The organism is Paenibacillus sp. MDMC362 (assembly GCF_003269305.1).
GTDB lineage: Bacteria > Bacillota > Bacilli > Paenibacillales > Paenibacillaceae > Paenibacillus_AQ.
This window is the reverse complement of the sequence record NZ_QLYT01000041.1, coordinates 78,213-95,363: the sequence shown is the minus strand read 5'-3', so window position 1 is coordinate 95,363 and position 17,151 is coordinate 78,213. Positions and strand designations below refer to the sequence as shown.

Genomic DNA, 17,151 nt, shown 5'->3' with positions numbered 1-17,151 from the left:
GAGAGCAAATTCTTTCTTTTACATTGCTTATTTATTTGAAGGGTCGCGCGCTTTGTTCGAGAGCTTGGGAAATACTACTTGAGGCTGGCGTTACCTCAGTTTTGGCATGTCCGGGGACTGCTATTCATAGGGAATGTTTTGACGCCCTGCCTTTTGTGGTAAAATGTCGTTATGTTTGCTTGTGATTCGTAAGGGGGTTAATACCATGAAACATAAATATCGATTGTTGGCACTGGATATGGACGGTACGCTGCTGCGGGACGATCATGAAGTGTCTGAGGAAACGGTGAAGTGGATCAAGGAAGCGGTACGGCACGGCATCCATGTCTGTCTCTCGACAGGCCGGCCGTTTCAGGATGCTTATCCGTATGCCAAACAGCTTGAACTGACGACACCGATGGTAACGGTGAACGGAGGCGAGGTATGGCGTGCGCCATATGAATTACACCGCCGCGCATTGCTCGACAGCAAGCTCGTGGAGCAAATGCACGCACTGGCCATTGAAACCGGATCATGGTTCTGGGCGTATTCAGTAGAAAGATTGTATAACTCTGAGAACTGGACCGAAGATATCGCGAATCAGGAATGGCTGAAATTCGGTTACACCACGAATGATCATGAGGTGCGTCACAACATATTGATGCGCCTGCAGGATATGGGCGGACTGGAGATCACGAACTCCTCGCCGGATAACCTGGAAATCAATCCGCAGGGCGTTAACAAAGCGACAGGAATCGGACAGGTGTGTGAGCTGCTCGGCATTAGCATGTCCGAAGTCGTAGCCGTAGGCGACAGCTTGAACGACCTGGCTGTGATTCAGCAGGCCGGCCTCGGCGTGGCGATGGGCAATGCCCAGCAGACGGTTAAGGATGAAGCGGACCTTGTGGTTTCCAGCAACAATGAGGACGGCATCGTTGAGGTCATCAGGGATCATATTTTGATCGAAAGGTGAGATGTTGATGGACATATTGGGCTGGATTATCGTTATCGCTCTGTTTATCATTGGGATGGCCGGAGCGATTTACCCTATTCTGCCGGGGGTTGTCGCCATTTACCTGGCGCTGTTCGTTTACGGCTGGTTCTTTACATTCGAGCATTACAATTCATGGTTCTGGATTATTCAGACCATCATTCTGGTGGTGCTCTTCATTGCCGATTATGCGGTTAACGCCTGGGGGGTTAAGAAGCTCGGCGGTTCTAAAGCCTCGATATGGGGCAGCACCATCGGTTTGATTATCGGGCCGTTCGTTATTCCCGCTTTTGGATTGATTATCGGACCGTTCCTGGGAGCATTTTTGGGTGAAATGCTGGCAGGTTCGGGACCGAGCAAATCCATGAAGGTTGGATTCGGATCGGTCATTGGATTGTTCAGCAGCATTGTGGTGAAGGTTATTTTACAGCTCGCGATGATTGTTATTTTCTTCATTTGGATTTTCTAATAGACGCTTAGGAATCGCTGTAAGAGGCGCTTTGGAGGAGAAAGAAGGGTACGGTTTTGTCAAAGAAAGAGTCATTTATTAAAGGCACGATCATCTTGGCCGCTGCTGCGCTGGTCGCCCGCGTGCTGGGTCTTGTCCAGCGGGTGCCGCTGGAGCATATGCTGAATGATATAGGGGATGCCTCATTTACGATCGCCAATAACGTATATTTAATGCTGTTAACGGTAGCAACGGCCGGCATTCCCAGCACGCTCAGCAAAATGGTATCCGAGCGTCATGCTTTGAACAAGCCAGCGGAGGCTCGTCGTGTCTATCATGCTGCGCTTATTTTTGCCGGAGCAGCAGGTGTTGTCATGACGCTGCTTCTTTATTTCGGAGCCCCTTATTATGCTACCCATATCGCTAAGCAGCCGGAGGCCGCCGCGGCCATTCAGGCACTCGCTCCAGCGCTGCTGCTGTTTCCGGCCATCGCCATGATGCGGGGATACTTCCAGGGACGCAATAATATGACGGCTGGCGGCATATCGCAGATTATCGAGCAGATTGCACGGGTTCTGACAGCGATCGGCCTGGCTTACGTGCTGCTGCGGATGGGATACGACGATACCTGGATTGCTGCCGGTGCCTCCTTCGGGGGCGTGCTCGGCAGTATCGGAGCATTTGCGGTCATGCTGTACTTTACGGTAAAGCTTCGCCGAAATGATCGTGAGCTCAAGATGCCGGCAGCGGACCGCTCCATTCCGCTTGGCGGAATATACCGGGATATATTCACGCTATCCATACCGATTGTGCTGTCTTCCCTGGCGGTTCCGGCTGTTAACTTCATTGACAGCTCCATTGTGAAGCCCCTGTTGATCGGGCAGGTTGGCTTAGGACAAGCAACGGCAGCCCTTGCGGTGCTGGGAAACCGAGCGCAAAGCGTCGCGGGGATTCCGCCGATTCTAGCCATTGCCCTGAGCACCTCGCTTATTCCAATCATCTCTGCAGCGTTTGCGAAGAAAGATCAGGAGCACCTGGAACAGCAAGTATCGCTTGCTATGCGTATTGCCATTTTGACCGGTATGCCGATGGTGATTGCGCTATGCGTGGCATCCTATTCCATTAATGGTTTGCTGTTTAGTTCCTTGGGCGGCAGCGGGATTATTGGATTTCTGACATTCGGTACGATTTTCCAAATTACGATGATGACCACAAATTCCATTCTTCTCGGAATCGGCAAGGCCAAACTCTCGATGATTCACGTGATGGTTGGGGTTGTGGTCAAGCTTGCAGCCAGCTTCCTGCTGTCTCCGTTCTTTGGGATCTACGGGATCATAGGGAGCACGGCGCTCTGTTTCCTTGTCATTACGATACTGAATATAAGATCGATTAAAGCGATTGTATCCTTCTCCATCCTGGGCAAACGCTGGACGGGCTTCGTGCTGACAGTGATTGCTGCCGGGGGAATCGGATATGGCCTGAATCTGGCCGGTATTCAAATGGTCGATGTCATGCCGGCACGGTTGGCATTCCTGCTGACTTGCCTGGTTGTAGGCGTGGCCGTAGTCATTATATATCTTGTCCTGCTGGTGGTGTTTGGCGTATTGCGGCAATCGGAGCTGAGCAGTTACCCGCGCCTTTTGCAGAAGGTGTTCCGTCCGCTTATGAGACTGCAGCCCGCACGTATGCGGGAGCGGGGATAAAGACACTGACCTAGTTTCACTTATCGTGTAAATAGAACCGAAAAGAGACCTTCCTTGCATGATCGGGACGGTCTCTTTTCATTTTAATGCGGATGGATCTGATCAGACACATCATGCACGATGGCAGTTTTCTCCAAGGCGGCCCGATGGGCGTGGGTAATATCCGGCAGCAGCGGCCGTAACGGTTTGCGGATATGCCTAAACATTGCCCGGCCCTGAAACCAGTCGTACCGGGGAATCGGCTCGGGGGGTTCATCCTCCCAGATCTCCTCAAGATAAGGGCTGTACAGACGCTGGCCACCCGGGAGCCATTCCGATGTGATGAGGTCAGATCCCGCGTGGCCATGATTCATGGCTTGCTCAAGGGTCGGCGTAAATAAGGCCGGCCAGTATTCAGCGCGCGATCCTTGGTGCTTGGTGGATCGCGCGAAGGTCAGCACAGCGCGGTAAATTTCCTTATATCCAAACAATAAAGCATACAGCGAACGGCCTGCCTTGATCCGAATGGACAGGTCGTCAAACTTGGGGATGGTAAGTCCGGCCAGCGGCCTGGTTGGGGATAGGGGCTTTGGTCCAGCGCTTGCCCCCGACTCTGTTCGCTGGACTTGACCCAGCGGAAACACGATCTGATTCAACCGGGTCAGCTCATGCATCCGAAAGAAGGGATTCTCTAGAATATGTTGTTGGTAAAAAGGATGTCTCGCCACACGCCCCTCAATATAGTTCTGCTCATTAATGATGAGTGCCACCGTAAGCAGCGAACTGCTCTGATCCTGCCAGAACTGTTCCCAGAACGGTGTCATGAACGATGAAACATGAAAGTGGGGGAGTAAATGAAACAGGGGCTTTCCTTTATTTCGACTGTGTATATAGAGAAGCAGCTGGGGGTAGGCGTCCTGGAAGATCAGCGCATTGCAGCGCTCCAGGAAACGGTACAGATTGCTCTTGAATGTCGGATCCGTGAGATCCGACATCAATCCGCCTTTTAAATCGCTCATATTCCACCCGGCATTACGTGATACCATGTGGGCCAGAAAGGCCCAATGCAGCTCAGGATGCGATATATAACAGTCCAAATAGGCATGCGTACGCGTTACGTTGCTCCGGTTGGCTGCGGCAACGGCCTCCTGAATATGATGAATTATCCGCTGCTCTTCTTGAGATAGCTGAACATCTGCACCTGGTTCATGAATCCGAATATCGCTATACCCTTGCATGGAAGGCAGCGGAAACGGGGAAACGCTCTGCTGCAGATAGGGATGGGAGGAGAGGATTTCCTTGAGCTTTACGCGAATTCCCCTTACCGCTGCTGGGTCCCATTGCAATTCGTGTCGGCTTGTCCGGAGCTTTAAGGAGAATCGCCATGACGCGATCATCCCCGACCATGATTCTGTCAGGGCCTGCGGAATGGCTGCCGCCCATGACCATACATCATCCTTGCCCTGGTTTTTTTTATTTTTGACTCTGTTCGAGTGCATTCGGGGGTCACCTGCACTTTCTGATGGTTAATCCCTGCCTGTGAACATCATAATGTCAGTATGCTCTAAAATTTGACTTCCACTCAACATTTTGATTCACTAAGGGTGAAGGAACTCGACGTAAAGGGGAGATAATCAATGGAAAAAATCACTTCGGAAGCAGAATTTCAGGTTGCAATCCAGTCTCCGCGACTGACTGTTGCCGTATTTAAAGCAGACTGGTGCGGCGATTGCAAGTTTATCGATCCATTCATGCCGGAGGTTGAGACGAAGTTCTCAAACCAATTGACTCTGGTAGAGGTTGACGTCGATGCTGTCGGTGACGTGAGTCAGCAGCAAAATATTTTGGGTATCCCCAGCTTTGTTGCATACTCCGATGGACGCGAGCTGGTTCGCTATGTTAACAAACTCCGCAAATCGCGCGAGGAAATTGAAGATTTCCTGCAGCGTGCCGTGGACGTATACAGTACGATTCATAAGTAAGGGTGACCATAGCACCGCCGCCTTGATCTATAACTGGCGGCGGTGTTGTCTTATATATCGAATAGAGGTATGGCGATGAAGTCAAGTACCTGGATCATGAAGGTTTTTCTCATTTTTGAACATTTTGTCACAATCGCTGAAGTGACCGTGGCGGTAGAATCAGGTATAATGAAATGTGGACTGTGTACGATGCGATCCTGTAAAGGTTTAAATAGTGAATGATTAGGAGCAGCAGGTGAGATAAGTGAATGATAAACAACTAAAATGGCTGAGTTACATAACATGCTTAGTTATGTTCTGCGCGACGTTCGGCGGCATGGTTGTGACAAAGACGGGCTCGGGACTCGGTTGCGGTCAGGAGTGGCCGCTGTGCAACGGTAAATTTGTTCCCGCTTACACGGTATCCTCCATGATTGAGTATTCACACCGGGCCGTTAGTGGAATGGCGGGTTTGGCGGCGCTCGCTTCGCTGATTGCGTTCTGGAAGTACAAGCGGGATCGCCGGGATTTGATGGCTTATGTTATCGGGACCTCGGTATTCGTTATCGTACAGGCGATCATGGGTGCGCTTGCGGTGGTTAAGCCTCAATCGGCTGCGATTATGGCGCTGCATTTTGGCTTCTCGCTGATTGCCTTTGCTAGCTCTGTCATGCTGGCTTTGGGTATGCGGCGGGTAGAACAGGCGAAGGGGCCTGTAGACTTGGAGCGTCTGCCACGGGTAAGCAAGGGCTTCCGTAATTTAGTATGGGGCACAACCTTGTACAGCTACATCGTGGTTTATATCGGTGCATTCGTCAGCCATACGGATTCCCGGGAAGGGTGCTCCGGCTGGCCGCTGTGTAACGGGGAAGTGATACCGGAGCTGAGCGGAGGGGTCGGCATCGCCTTTATGCACCGCGTGGCGGCGCTTCTGCTGCTGATCGTTGTGGCGGTGATGGGCCATTTTGCATATTGGCGGAACCGCGACAACCGGGAGATCCAGATGCTGGGTATCTCGGCAACCGTGCTCTGCCTGCTGCAGGTGTTCAGCGGCGCCCTCATTATGGCAACGATGCATAACGAGGAGGTTTACGTATTCTCCGCACTGGGGCATACCTTGCTGATCTCCGCTTTATTCGGCGTACTTTGTTATTTAAGTGTCAGGGTATGGCAGCTCAGCAGGCTGGTTAAAGCCGAAATGCGGCCGGATCAAAGCATGCCTCGCGAAAAGATTGTATAAGAAAAAAGCAAAAGCCATGAAATAAAAAGATCGAATGTCAGGCAACATCGTTTAGCAAAGTCCCCGAGCCTGCCTCGAGGGCTTTGTTGTATAGTAAGGGGGGAGCCGATGATAACCAAGCCATCCGCTAGACGTGTCCGATATCAAGGAGATGGGGGTTGTCTTGTCGTTTCGGGGGCATCCTATAAAGAACGATCCTTTGGTCATGGATGAACGAATGAAACGGGGATACCCGGATGAGGTTATTCCCGCGTGAGAATATCGTGAACACGGTTGAAACGCGGTGGAATCACCATTTTGGCAAATAGCGATCCAATAACCAAGATTAATTTGATGACGCAAGGGGGTACCGCCATGCTTCGAATGTTACTTGGGGAACAGCCCCGGCAGAATAACGGCCTGCTTGAGGAAGCCATTGAATCGATGGTCCAAACAACCCGGCTGCTGCAGAAGGAAATGGAGAAAAACCAGGATCCGACGCATGATTTTCGCAAGCTTGAGATTTGGACCCGGGGGTTGATCGTTTCCCTGGATGAGCTGGAACAGAGCTGGAACGCGGCCAGGCATTTCAGTCAATCGATCCAATCGGGTTACATCGATGACATGTCGATTCAGGAGCAGGGGGAATATCAACGGTATGTGTATTTTTACAAAAACGGCTTTATCCGCGTATTCTCGATCCTTGACAAGCTGGGGACGGTGTTGAACGATTTGTACGATCTTCATACCTCCAAGGTGAAGGCGCATTTCTCCTATTTTACGGTCCTGCGGCAGTTTAAATTCCTGAAGGCCCACGGGGAGCTGGCCAAAGAGCTGGATGCGATCAAGGATCGTTACAAAACACCGTTGAACACGCTCCGGAAACGGCGCAACGCCGAAATCCATTACATGAATTCCGAGATGCAGGATGATTTGTGGCAGCGTCATCAAGGGCTGTCGGACAAGATCGAGCTCGAGGATATCGGGCAGCACCTGGACGATCTCAAACAAGGCGTTGATATGGTATGCCGGAGTCTGGCGGCCTCTTATAAATATACGAACGAGCTTTGGGCGAAAAATGGAGTCAGGACTTAGGCACAAAATCGCCATGAAATTCCTTTTGACAAAAACCTGAAAAGAATCTATACTAACTATTGCATTCATTAAATGTTATCAAATCAGATCAAATTAATCGGAAAAATTTCATATCGATGTTTTCTTATCGAGAGAGGCGGAGGGACAGGCCCGATGAAGCCCGGCAACCGACTCCAGCGTGTAATTGCTTAACGCGATGACGCTTGGAGTGACATGGTGCTAATTCCTTCAAAGCTATGGGACACCCTTAGTTTTGACAGATGAGAAAAGGCGTTGACTTTTACGTAAAGAGGGCCCTTTTTGATTCTACAAAAAGAGGCTCTTTTCTTTTGGGTAAATAGATATGAAGCTATGGAAAAAGGAGGATTATCGGATTGATTGAGCTCAAGCAATTGACGAAGCAGTACGGAAAAGCCGGAACTTTAACAACTGCGTTGTCCGAATTGGATTTGTCGATTGAAAAAGGAGAAATTTTCGGAGTGATCGGACACTCCGGTGCAGGTAAAAGTACATTGATCCGTTGTATCAATTTGTTGGAACGTCCCACCTCGGGCGAGGTGTGGGTGAACGGTAAGAATTTAACGTCGCTCGGCAAGAAGCAGCTTCAGGCGGAACGCCGCAAAATCGGCATGATTTTTCAGCACTTTAACCTGCTGTCATCCGCGACGGTGTACGATAACATTGCGTTTCCGCTGCGTCTGATCAAGACGCCGAAGGCCGAACTGGAACGTAAAGTATCCGAGTTGTTGGCTTTGGTCGGCCTCGAGGCGCATCGGGACAAATACCCGTCTCAGTTATCAGGCGGCCAGAAGCAGCGGGTGGGCATAGCGAGAGCGCTCGCCAGCGATCCGGAAGTGCTGCTGTGCGACGAAGCGACTTCCGCGCTTGACCCGCAGACTACGGATTCGATTCTGCGCCTGCTGCTGGACATTAACCAAAAGTTTCATCTGACGATTGTGCTCATTACCCATGAAATGCATGTGATCCAGAGCATATGCGACCGGGTCGCCGTCATTCATCAAGGCGGCATCGTGGAGCAAGGGCCGGTAACGGAAGTGTTCCTGAAGCCGAAGCATGAGGTAACCCAGGAATTTATCCGTCAGGAGATGGACAGCGGCCAAGCGCTCCGGCTGGCTATGCAGGGTCAGGTAAACGGCCCTTCCAGAGCGGTTCAAATCACGTTCCTGGGATCGAAAACGTACGAATCGATCCTGTCCCATACCGTTCATGAGACGGGCGTGAATTTTGCGATTCTGCAGGGTACGATCTCTACGATCAAAGAAACGCCGTACGGCCAGCTTATCGTCCGTTTCGAAGGGGAAGAGCGCGCGATTGAAGATACGATCCGGAAGCTGCTTGAACAAGGACTAGACGTGGAGGTGATTCATTGATGTTCGGACTTGATTTTACCCAGATCGATTGGAAAGAGATATGGACGGCAACCTTGGATACCCTGCGGATGCTGGGGGCTTCGGCCTTGTTCAGCTTTATCATCGGACTGCCGGTCGGCGTGCTGCTCTACATGGCCGCAAGATCCACGTCGGGGTTGGTACGCTTCGGTTACACGATCCTGTCATTCATTGTCAACATCCTGCGCTCGGTTCCGTTCATTATCCTGATCGTGGCGATGATCCCGATTACAAAGTCGATCGTAGGTGTTTCGTACGGCGTGCTGGGAACCATTCCGCCGCTTGTGATCGGCGCTGCTCCATTCTTCGCAAGGCTCGTGGAAACGGCTTTGAATGAAGTGGATAAAGGCGTGATTGAGGCAGCTCATGCCATGGGTTCCTCGACAAGCCAAATCGTATGGAGGGTACTCCTTCCGGAGGCGCGTCCGGGCCTTCTGGCCGGAATGACCATCACGATTGTAACCCTGGTATCGTATACCGCGATGTCCGGTCAAGTCGGCGGCGGCGGGTTGGGCGATTTGGCCATCAAGTATGGATATTACCGTTATGAGACCGAGATTATGATCCTGGCCGTCGTATTAATGATTGTGCTGGTGCAACTGCTGCAAATGGCAGGAGATCGCTTGGTCCGACATTTTACAAGAAAATAACGGAATGGATAAGGCATCAAGGAAGACAATATAAAAACATAATATATTTTCGGAGGGAGAGTTTTAGAATGAAAAAATGGACATTGGCATTGATCAGCTTGACATTGGTTACGGTGGTGCTGGCAGCGTGCGGCACCAAGCCTGCGGATAACGCGGCTGAGCCAGAGGGAACAACAGGAGGCGGCGCTCAAGAGACCGTAACCTTGAAAGTAGGGGCTTCGCCTTCACCGCACGCCAAAATTTTGGAGCATATCAAACCGGCACTTGAAAAAGAAGGCGTAAACCTGGAAATCGTGGAATTCACGGATTATGTTCTGCCTAATACACAAGTGGATTCCAAGGAAATCGACGCAAATTTCTTCCAGCATAAACCTTACCTGGATAATGAAATCAAAGAGCGCAAGCTGGACCTGGAGTCCGTGATCGCCGTGCATGTGGAGCCGCTGGGTGCATACTCCAGAACGATTAAATCAGCCGATGAACTGAAGGATGGAGCCGTTGTGGCGATCCCAAGTGACCCATCGAATGCGGGCCGTGCATTGACCCTGTTGTCCAAGAACGGCGTCATTAAGCTGCAGGATGAAACCAAGCTCGAAGCTACCGCTAAGGATATCGTGGAAAATCCGAAGAACCTGGAGTTCAAGGAAGTTGAAGCCGCGATGCTGCCGCGTATGCTGGATGAGCTGGATCTGGCTGTCATCAACACGAACTACGCGCTTGAAGCGGGATTGGACCCTACGAAGGATGCGCTCTTTATCGAAGACAAAGAGAACCCTTACGCCAATCTGCTGGTAGCTCGTCCGGACAACAAAGACTCCGACGCCATTCAAAAATTGGCGAAGGCGCTGACTTCCGAGGATGTGAAGACCTTTATTGAAGAAGAGTACAAAGGTGCTGTCATTCCGGCATTTTAATTCGAGCACCAACGCTCGAGGATGCTGAACATAAATTTATCATATTTGTTACGTTAAGAAAGGGCATTATCCAACAAGACTTTATCGGTCTTGACGGATAAGTCCTTTCTGTTTTTAAAAGATATGCACCTCGGTAGACGGTGTTGTTACTTTTCCTCTGGATGGGCGATCGTTGGGTGGAAGCAAGTTGTTAGGCCTTATCAAATCTTTTATACTGAAGGAAGGATATCTGAGGAGGGAAAGCCTTGAAGGGAAAAGTGGCGCTGATTACAGGCAGTGCGACAGGATTGGGTAAAATGACGGCGTTGTCGTTAGCCCGGCAGGGATGTCATTTGGCTATAAATTATGTAAACAGCAAGGATGAAGCGGAGGCGCTCTCCCGCGAAATCGAGGGGTTTGGCGTGAAATCCATTGCGATTAAAGCCGATATCGCCAGCGAACGTGAGCTGTATTCATTGGTGGATCAGACGGAGGGGCAGCTGGGAAGCATCGATATCCTGGTGAACAACGCAGGTCCGTTCATTCGGGAGCGTCGTCTGTTCTCGGAGTACAGCCGCGACGAAATCGTACATATGGTGAATGGCAACTTAACCGGCGTCATGCTGCTGGACCACCGTGTTCTGCCTGCCATGCGGGAGAAAAAGTGGGGACGCATCATCCACTTTGGATTCGGACATGCGGGAGAAGCCCGTGCGTGGCCTCAGCGTTCAGCCTACGCTGCCGCTAAAGTGGGCCTGGTATCCTTTACGAAGACGCTTGCAGTGGAAGAAGCCCCGTATGGAATCACCGTGAACATGATCTGTCCAGGGGATATTCGCGGAGCCAATAAAGAGAAGACCATCGATGAGGTATCGGGCATCCAAGACGGGCTGACCCCGCGCGGACGATCGGGAAGCGGAGAGGACGTCGCCAGGGTGATCGAGTATTTATGCCTGGATAAGTCGGATTTCATTACCGGCAATATCATGGATATATCCGGCGGGCTGGATCCGATCCGTCCGTTGATTAAACCGGAATAACCTAAATTAACCTAAAATAACCCCACAACGTGGAGTCCATGCTTCTATGATTATTTCAAAACATTTAATCCTTTGCGGGGACCCATAAAACAAATCATCGCGGTTAAAGGTTTGCTTGTGACCCGCTCAAAACTTATATATTCTTTAATCTCAAAAAAAAGAGTCTTGGTTCCACGAGGGAAACCAAGACTCTTTATAGTTAAAGAAGATTTAGAATACTTGAACTACTTCTTGAATGCCTTCTACTTCTTCAACCAGGGCGCGTTCAATCCCTGCCTTCAGAGTAATGGTGGAGCTAGGGCAGCTACCGCATGCACCCATCAATTTCAGCTTAACGATGCCGTCTTCAACGTCAACCAGTTCCACGTCACCGCCGTCGCGCTGCAGGAACGGACGAAGTTTATCAAGCACTTCAGCCACTTCATCATATACAGTGGTTTGCGTGTTTTCACTCATCTTGTTCAACTCCTTTCCTCCCTATATTATAGTACATAAACCGGCAAAATAAAATGCCAATCTTAAGGCAGGTCTAATAACAATGTCCATTATCATTGAGTTTTGCACAAGCAATTCCTATTTCGGAACGGATAAAGTTCTGCAGACGCTGGAAGCCAAGTACGATTGTCAAGTCATCGAATACGGCTGCTTGACCAGCTGCGGCCAGTGCTACCTGATGCCCTTCGCTTATGTGGATGGCGAATGGGTCGAGGCCCCCACGGCTGAAGAGCTGCTTGACGTAGTCATAGCCAAGCTGGAAAGCTTTCATGACAGCGAAGAGGAAAAATGACGCCGGATACCTGGCATTTCCGTAAGGAAGTCTGCAGCCTGTTCGTTGCTAGTAATGACGTTTGGATTTCCAGAGAACGCCGCTCTTCAATATTCTTGGTACCCGGCCCAGCACCGATGTGCTGCCCATGAGTCCAAAGCCTGCATGTTTGCCGAGGGAGCCGAGGGTTCCCTTGAGCTTCAGCGGAGATACCTTTGGCGTATCATCGCGCCATAAAGCTTTCATGACATGTCCCACTTGCTCGGCTTGAGCTCCGGCTGCCTGAGCGCTTGGGACGAACGGTAGGCTGGCGCAGTCGCCGATCACGTACACTTCCGGATGGGACGGAACCTGATACCACTCGTTCAGCAGAATGCGTCCGCTGCGGTCTTTTGGCAGATCGAGATCCTGTACGACCTTTACGGGCTGGATGCCCGCCGTCCACACGGCCAGGTCGGTTGCGATAGGCACATCCAAATTATACACGGCATCTTTCTCAACTCGGGATACGGAAACCCCGCTGTGGATATCCACATGGTGTTCCTCAAACCAGCGATGAATATAAGCAGACAAACGGTTAGGAAAAGAAGAAAGTACCCGTTGTCCCCGGTCCAAAATGGCGATATTAAGGTCAGGCCGGCTTTCACGAAGATCTGCAGCGAGTTCGATGCCGCTTAAGCCTCCGCCAATAATATGAACTTGACCATAAGGTCTGAGGTTGTTCAGGTGCAAATAGGTTTCCCGGGATGCGGAGAAAGATTGCAGGCTAAACGTGAATTCTTCAGCGCCCGGAACGCCATGATATCGGTCCGTACATCCCAGTGCAATGGCGAGTTGATCGTATTCCACGGGATCGTTGTTGGTCAGGTTAACAAGCCTCTTCTCTAGATCGATGGACGTGACTTCACCATATACAATGTGGAGGCGGTCATACACCGGGAATTTAACACGAACGGCGGTATCGGCCACGGTGCCTGCTGCCAGCGCGTAGTATTCGGTTTTGAGTCCTTGGTACGGCATGCGGTCGATGAGCACGACCTCCACGTCCGGAGGAAGATAGCTGCTGAATAATTCTTGAATTAGGGCAAGACCACCATAGCCTCCGCCGAGAATGACGAGCTTTTTCATAAATTTCTTCCTTTCTCAAGAGATAAGAAGGTGAGCGCCGATTCGCAAGAAAAACGCCGCTAGAAGCGGCTTAGGTTTACCCACGCTATATTATCTCTTTAACCTGTTTTCCGTTTTTTGGAACGTCTCTCGTTTGCTTAAATCCCTGCTGGTAAGACTTATTCGTAAACCTTGATCTCGTTGTAGAAGGTATCGCGTTCAACCGGAATCCGGCCAGCGCCTTGGATGAGCCAGACGAGCTCTTTGCGTGTCAGCCCCTCCGGAGTCAAGGCTCCTGCAGCATGGCTGATGCGTTCTTTCAGGATCGTACCATGGACATCGGAAGCTCCGAAGCTGAGAGCGACTTGAGTCAATTGCGGCCCGATATTAATGAAGTACGCCTTGATGTGGTCGATATTATCGAGCATCAGACGGCTGATGGCAATGGTCTTCAAATCCTCGTAGGCCGAATTGCGGCGCATGATGCCTGCATTCTTATTCTTCGGCTGCATGGACAGCGGAATGAATACCATGAATCCACCGGTTTCATCCTGAAGATCCCGAATTTGCAGCATATGGCGGATCCGGTCCTCATGGCTCTCGATCGATCCGTACAGCATGGTCGTGTGCGTCTTCATGCCAAGCTTATGTGCGGTACGGTGAACGTCGAGGTATTGATCTACGTTGGCTTTATCCACCTTCATCTTCTGACGGTATTGGTCAGACAAAATCTCGGCGCCGCCGCCTGTTAAGGATTGAAGACCAGCTTTCTGCAGTTCTTGAAGTACTTCCTTCGTGCTAAGTCCGCTAATGCGAGTGAAGAATTCAATCTCCGCCGCAGTATAGGCTTTCAGAGTTACTTCCGGGAAACGCTCGCTCAATGCCTTCAGGGAATCTACATAGTACTGGAACGGCACATGGTTATTATGTCCGCCAACGATGTGAAATTCACGAATCCCGGGATGAATATGCTGCTCGACATACTCGATCATCTCAGCGCCGGAGAGGGTGTAGGAGCCTTCCTCGCCTTGATCTTTCCGGAAATTGCAAAAAGCGCAGTGGGATTCGCATACATTCGTGAAATAGAGACTCATGTTCTCGATGAAGTAAACTTTTTTCCCGTTCTTGCGCAAATTTGCTTCATTAGCCAGCTGCCCGAGGGTCAGCAGGTCATCGGTTTGGTACAAATACACACCGTCTTCAAGATTCAGGCGTTCGCCGTTTTGGACTTTCGCAACGATCTCCGCCATTCTCTGATCGGTAAATGGTGTCACAATTGTGGACATGTTCAATCCTCCTGTTCACACTTGACCTGCATAAAGATCCAGCAGAAAAAGCGATCATAAAGTGAATCACTCCCCTAAGGGAACGGTCCGTTTATAGTGGTATAACAACAAACATCAATAATGGGCTGAATAAACAAGTAGGTTTGTGAAAAAATATACAACTGTGGACCAGCCATAACCTTTGCCGCTTTTTGAGCTGAGGGATGTGACAATTATCCAACAGTTGCCGCCCATGTTCCTTCCCTATTATAAACCTGACCCCTCGGGGTAGCAATACAAATAGAGGAATTGAAAATAGGTTATTCATTACATATCAAACGCCATCATAACAACCTTGAGCGAATTCGCGAAGAGGAGTATACTGAAAGAGTGAACGAAAAGGAGGGTGACCTATGATTACAATCAGCGACTCAGCTGCAGAACGTTTGAAAGAAATGCTTGCTGAACAGGAAACGCCCAATATGTTCCTTCGATTGGGTGTCACTGCCGGCGGCTGCAGTGGTTTTTCATATGCAATGGGCTTTGACGATCAAGAAACGGAAGCTGACGTATACATGGACCTGCAGGACATGAAAGTCGTTGTCGAGAAGGATGATCTGAAGTACCTAAACGGTCTCGAAATCGACTTTGAGGAATCCGGCATGACCGGCGGCTTCACCATCCACAACCCGAACGCCACCGTCACTTGCGGCTGCGGTTCGTCTTTCCGGACGAAGGAAGATGCGGGCAAACCGAGCGAAGAGCCTTGCTAATTGGCGTAACCACACGGTTTTTTATCCGTTGATCTGAACGGAAGCCCATGCGGGAACGGACGTTTGGAATTGCGGATAACGGGTCGAAATTGAACGTTATCAATTCCGAATCACGTTACATTAACAATCCTAAAAGCGATGTTTATGGATTGTGGATCACGGCCTTTATGACGGTGAATAACTGTTATGGAGGTCGTTTCTTTTATAATAAAGTTATATAACTAAATGAAGGGGAATCCTGCTCATGAGAAATATGGTGATCGCACGGTTACTCCTATTCTTGGTTTTAGTAGGATGCACGGGGGAGAAGAATCTCTTCCATATTGAAGGGACCGTTGAAGAGATAAATCTACAGGAAGCATGTATTTATGTAGATGGCTATCGGTTACCGGTAAAAAATGCGGAAACTTACCATGTGGGTGATGACGGTCAATAAAATAGAAATTAGAGAACCATCCAATAAATAAGCACGATGGTCAGGCTTCCTTACCCAAGAACCCCAAAAAAGCAGCCAACTCCGCGATAAGGAGAGGCTGCTTTTTGGGGTTCTTCTTATTCAGACCGGGAAGAAGAAGGTATCGTTCAGCATCAGCACGATCATGCCGGCGGCCACAAGCGAAAATATGATGCAGCCCGCTCCGAGCCCTCTGCGCTTATCCTTGATGAACTTGAAGCCCATGACAAAGATAAGAACGGTGATGGCGGCTAGGGCAACCGACATGCCGACAATGGCAATCCAGTACAATATTTCAAACAACGCTGCCAAGGTGACAAAGCCTCCTTTATAGGTATCCATGGTGATGGATTTAATGCGGACAAAGCTCTGTTCTTACTATACGATAGATCACTGCATTTGCAAAGGGAGGCTGCCGCGAGGCAGCAAGAACCTCGATTATTAGGCATGCCATCACGGACAATCATCCAAGACAAAGCGCGGATAGGGGAATAGGATAACGTATGTCATGAATAAAAGGAGGCGAAAGCAGCATGGCGGGAAGACAACTGGCCAGCAAGTGGCTGAAGACGGAAGCGCTGCTGACCGATCCGCAGGTTGCTCCCTACATTCCGGCTACCCAGTCGTATGGAGGGGATACCCTGGTCTCAATGCTGGCCGAACACGAAATGGTCGTGATTAAGCCGATTATAGGAACCGGTGGTAACGGAGTCATCCGAATACAAAAAGACGGAACGGGATACTTGGTAACCCATAAGAGGCGTACTGTTCAAGTAGATACATTGAATTCCCTGTTATACGTACTGAGCAGAATGAGGCTGAGACGGCGCTACATGATACAGCAGGGCATTCATTTGGCTAGAATTCAGGGACGTCCGCTGGATTACCGTGTAAAGGTAGTCAAGGATCGAGGGAGATGGGAATTCCGGGCCATGCTTGGGCGGCTGGCGAGCCCAGGGCTTTTTGTGACGAATATATGTAAAGGGGGGACGCTGCTTCGTTGTGGTCCTGCACTCCGGCTGTCATTGCCCCACATTAATGCGAGGGAAAAGCGCAATGAAATGCGCCAATTAACCAGGCAGTGCATAACAATACTGGAATCCCGCTTTCCAGGAATCGGGGAGCTGGGATTTGATTATGGACTAGACACCGAGGGTAAGATTTGGATTTTGGAGGTTAATACAAGACCAAGCTGAATTTTTGTTTAATATTCCCAAATGGATACGTTTATATGATTTTTTAATAGGGTAATAAAAAAATAACCACAATCTACCGATAATATAATTGATCAATTTTTTTTATAATAGAATTTCCCTATATCCTGTGTATAACATTTATCCCCATAATCCACTTTGATATGGCCCTGTTTTTTACACTTACCAACAAATTATACACAGGATTTCCACAAGAGGTTGTGGA

The 17,151-nt window shown here is 49.9% G+C and carries 19 protein-coding genes and 1 riboswitch; of the genes, 14 read left to right on the top strand and 5 right to left on the bottom strand.

The genetic code is table 11. The features are described from left to right. Positions 1-205: 205 nt before the first annotated feature. The 3 genes from DP091_RS20960 to DP091_RS20950 are packed head-to-tail and all read left to right on the top strand — an operon-like array spanning position 206 to position 3,121. Positions 206-952, top strand: a complete 747-nt coding sequence (locus DP091_RS20960) for a Cof-type HAD-IIB family hydrolase (RefSeq protein WP_113060098.1) — start codon at positions 206-208, stop codon at positions 950-952. Positions 953-959: 7 nt separating this feature from the next. Continuing rightward, positions 960-1,439: a DUF456 domain-containing protein gene (locus DP091_RS20955; protein WP_071222385.1), complete on the top strand. Its 480-nt coding sequence runs from the start codon at positions 960-962 to the stop codon at positions 1,437-1,439. A 56-nt stretch (positions 1,440-1,495) separates the two neighbouring features. Next, positions 1,496-3,121, top strand: a complete 1,626-nt coding sequence (locus tag DP091_RS20950; RefSeq protein WP_113060097.1) for a putative polysaccharide biosynthesis protein — start codon at positions 1,496-1,498, stop codon at positions 3,119-3,121. A gap of 83 nt (positions 3,122-3,204) precedes the next feature. Here DP091_RS20950 and DP091_RS20945 read toward each other — a convergent pair whose 3' ends face one another. Continuing rightward, positions 3,205-4,599, bottom strand: a complete 1,395-nt coding sequence (locus DP091_RS20945) for a DUF2515 family protein (protein WP_113060096.1) — start codon at positions 4,597-4,599, stop codon at positions 3,205-3,207. Positions 4,600-4,737: 138 nt separating this feature from the next. On the opposite strand from DP091_RS20945, the gene DP091_RS20940 reads away from it, so the two are divergent. The 7 genes from DP091_RS20940 (at position 4,738) to DP091_RS20910 (ending at position 11,367) form a co-directional block, all read left to right on the top strand. Next, on the top strand, positions 4,738-5,082 hold the full coding sequence (locus DP091_RS20940) for a thioredoxin family protein (RefSeq protein ID WP_071222388.1): 345 nt from the start codon (positions 4,738-4,740) through the stop codon (positions 5,080-5,082). 244 nt (positions 5,083-5,326) lie between these two features. Then, entirely contained in the window at positions 5,327-6,301 is a 975-nt protein-coding gene (locus DP091_RS20935; protein ID WP_113060095.1) for a COX15/CtaA family protein, read from the top strand. 354 nt (positions 6,302-6,655) lie between these two features. Then, positions 6,656-7,375, top strand: a complete 720-nt coding sequence (locus DP091_RS20930; RefSeq protein ID WP_113060094.1) for a Cthe_2314 family HEPN domain-containing protein — start codon at positions 6,656-6,658, stop codon at positions 7,373-7,375. Between the two features lie 121 nt (positions 7,376-7,496). Further along, a riboswitch (SAM riboswitch) is annotated at positions 7,497-7,642 on the top strand. Between the two features lie 107 nt (positions 7,643-7,749). Next, positions 7,750-8,766 carry a methionine ABC transporter ATP-binding protein gene (locus DP091_RS20925; protein ID WP_113060093.1) on the top strand — a complete coding sequence of 339 codons (1,017 nt, stop codon included), beginning with the start codon at positions 7,750-7,752 and terminating at the stop codon, positions 8,764-8,766. Continuing rightward, positions 8,766-9,434, top strand: coding sequence for a methionine ABC transporter permease (locus DP091_RS20920; RefSeq protein WP_009592866.1), 669 nt, complete (start codon positions 8,766-8,768; stop codon positions 9,432-9,434). Before DP091_RS20925 ends, DP091_RS20920 begins: the two co-directional genes overlap by 1 nt. A 68-nt stretch (positions 9,435-9,502) precedes the next feature. After that, positions 9,503-10,348 carry a MetQ/NlpA family ABC transporter substrate-binding protein gene (locus DP091_RS20915; RefSeq protein WP_113060092.1) on the top strand — a complete coding sequence of 282 codons (846 nt, stop codon included), beginning with the start codon at positions 9,503-9,505 and terminating at the stop codon, positions 10,346-10,348. A 245-nt stretch (positions 10,349-10,593) separates the two neighbouring features. Then, positions 10,594-11,367 carry an SDR family oxidoreductase gene (locus tag DP091_RS20910; protein ID WP_113060091.1) on the top strand — a complete coding sequence of 258 codons (774 nt, stop codon included), beginning with the start codon at positions 10,594-10,596 and terminating at the stop codon, positions 11,365-11,367. Between the two features lie 210 nt (positions 11,368-11,577). On the opposite strand, the gene DP091_RS20905 is transcribed toward DP091_RS20910, so the two are convergent. Further along, entirely contained in the window at positions 11,578-11,823 is a 246-nt protein-coding gene (locus DP091_RS20905) for a NifU family protein (RefSeq protein ID WP_006212609.1), read from the bottom strand. A gap of 82 nt (positions 11,824-11,905) precedes the next feature. Here DP091_RS20905 and DP091_RS20900 point away from each other — a divergent pair, with 82 nt between their 5' ends. Further along, entirely contained in the window at positions 11,906-12,154 is a 249-nt protein-coding gene (locus tag DP091_RS20900; RefSeq protein WP_113060090.1) for a YuzB family protein, read from the top strand. Between the two features lie 48 nt (positions 12,155-12,202). On the opposite strand, the gene DP091_RS20895 is transcribed toward DP091_RS20900, so the two are convergent. Further along, the gene (locus DP091_RS20895; RefSeq protein ID WP_113060089.1) at positions 12,203-13,261 is read right to left on the bottom strand and encodes an NAD(P)/FAD-dependent oxidoreductase; all 1,059 of its coding nucleotides are present in this window, start codon (positions 13,259-13,261) and stop codon (positions 12,203-12,205) included. 158 nt (positions 13,262-13,419) lie between these two features. Next, a complete protein-coding gene (gene mqnE, locus DP091_RS20890) occupies positions 13,420-14,526 on the bottom strand; it encodes an aminofutalosine synthase MqnE (RefSeq protein WP_113060088.1) in 1,107 nt (368 codons plus the stop codon). Positions 14,527-14,918: 392 nt separating this feature from the next. Here mqnE and DP091_RS20885 point away from each other — a divergent pair, with 392 nt between their 5' ends. Beyond that, entirely contained in the window at positions 14,919-15,278 is a 360-nt protein-coding gene (locus tag DP091_RS20885) for a HesB/IscA family protein (RefSeq protein ID WP_113060087.1), read from the top strand. Positions 15,279-15,522: 244 nt separating this feature from the next. Beyond that, positions 15,523-15,714 carry a hypothetical protein gene (locus DP091_RS20880; protein ID WP_113060086.1) on the top strand — a complete coding sequence of 64 codons (192 nt, stop codon included), beginning with the start codon at positions 15,523-15,525 and terminating at the stop codon, positions 15,712-15,714. A gap of 120 nt (positions 15,715-15,834) precedes the next feature. Here DP091_RS20880 and DP091_RS20875 read toward each other — a convergent pair whose 3' ends face one another. Further along, positions 15,835-16,044, bottom strand: coding sequence for a hypothetical protein (locus tag DP091_RS20875; RefSeq protein WP_113060085.1), 210 nt, complete (start codon positions 16,042-16,044; stop codon positions 15,835-15,837). Between the two features lie 221 nt (positions 16,045-16,265). Here DP091_RS20875 and DP091_RS20870 point away from each other — a divergent pair, with 221 nt between their 5' ends. Next, positions 16,266-16,928, top strand: a complete 663-nt coding sequence (locus DP091_RS20870; protein ID WP_113060084.1) for a YheC/YheD family protein — start codon at positions 16,266-16,268, stop codon at positions 16,926-16,928. Positions 16,929-17,151 lie beyond the last annotated feature (223 nt).

What these genes read in the sequence shown, in the direction of transcription:
- DP091_RS20920 (WP_009592866.1), top strand. Translation starts at nt 8,766, where the DNA reads ATGTTCGGACTTGATTTTACCCAGATCGATTGGAAAGAGATATGGACG.
- DP091_RS20940 (WP_071222388.1), top strand. Translation starts at nt 4,738, where the DNA reads ATGGAAAAAATCACTTCGGAAGCAGAATTTCAGGTTGCAATCCAGTCT.
- DP091_RS20895 (WP_113060089.1), bottom strand. Translation starts at nt 13,261, where the DNA reads ATGAAAAAGCTCGTCATTCTCGGCGGAGGCTATGGTGGTCTTGCCCTA.
- DP091_RS20945 (WP_113060096.1), bottom strand. Translation starts at nt 4,599, where the DNA reads ATGCACTCGAACAGAGTCAAAAATAAAAAAAACCAGGGCAAGGATGAT.
- DP091_RS20960 (WP_113060098.1), top strand. Translation starts at nt 206, where the DNA reads ATGAAACATAAATATCGATTGTTGGCACTGGATATGGACGGTACGCTG.
- DP091_RS20900 (WP_113060090.1), top strand. Translation starts at nt 11,906, where the DNA reads ATGTCCATTATCATTGAGTTTTGCACAAGCAATTCCTATTTCGGAACG.
- DP091_RS20880 (WP_113060086.1), top strand. Translation starts at nt 15,523, where the DNA reads ATGAGAAATATGGTGATCGCACGGTTACTCCTATTCTTGGTTTTAGTA.
- mqnE (WP_113060088.1), bottom strand. Translation starts at nt 14,526, where the DNA reads ATGTCCACAATTGTGACACCATTTACCGATCAGAGAATGGCGGAGATC.
- DP091_RS20930 (WP_113060094.1), top strand. Translation starts at nt 6,656, where the DNA reads ATGCTTCGAATGTTACTTGGGGAACAGCCCCGGCAGAATAACGGCCTG.
- DP091_RS20915 (WP_113060092.1), top strand. Translation starts at nt 9,503, where the DNA reads ATGAAAAAATGGACATTGGCATTGATCAGCTTGACATTGGTTACGGTG.
- DP091_RS20885 (WP_113060087.1), top strand. Translation starts at nt 14,919, where the DNA reads ATGATTACAATCAGCGACTCAGCTGCAGAACGTTTGAAAGAAATGCTT.
- DP091_RS20870 (WP_113060084.1), top strand. Translation starts at nt 16,266, where the DNA reads ATGGCGGGAAGACAACTGGCCAGCAAGTGGCTGAAGACGGAAGCGCTG.
- DP091_RS20955 (WP_071222385.1), top strand. Translation starts at nt 960, where the DNA reads ATGGACATATTGGGCTGGATTATCGTTATCGCTCTGTTTATCATTGGG.
- DP091_RS20905 (WP_006212609.1), bottom strand. Translation starts at nt 11,823, where the DNA reads ATGAGTGAAAACACGCAAACCACTGTATATGATGAAGTGGCTGAAGTG.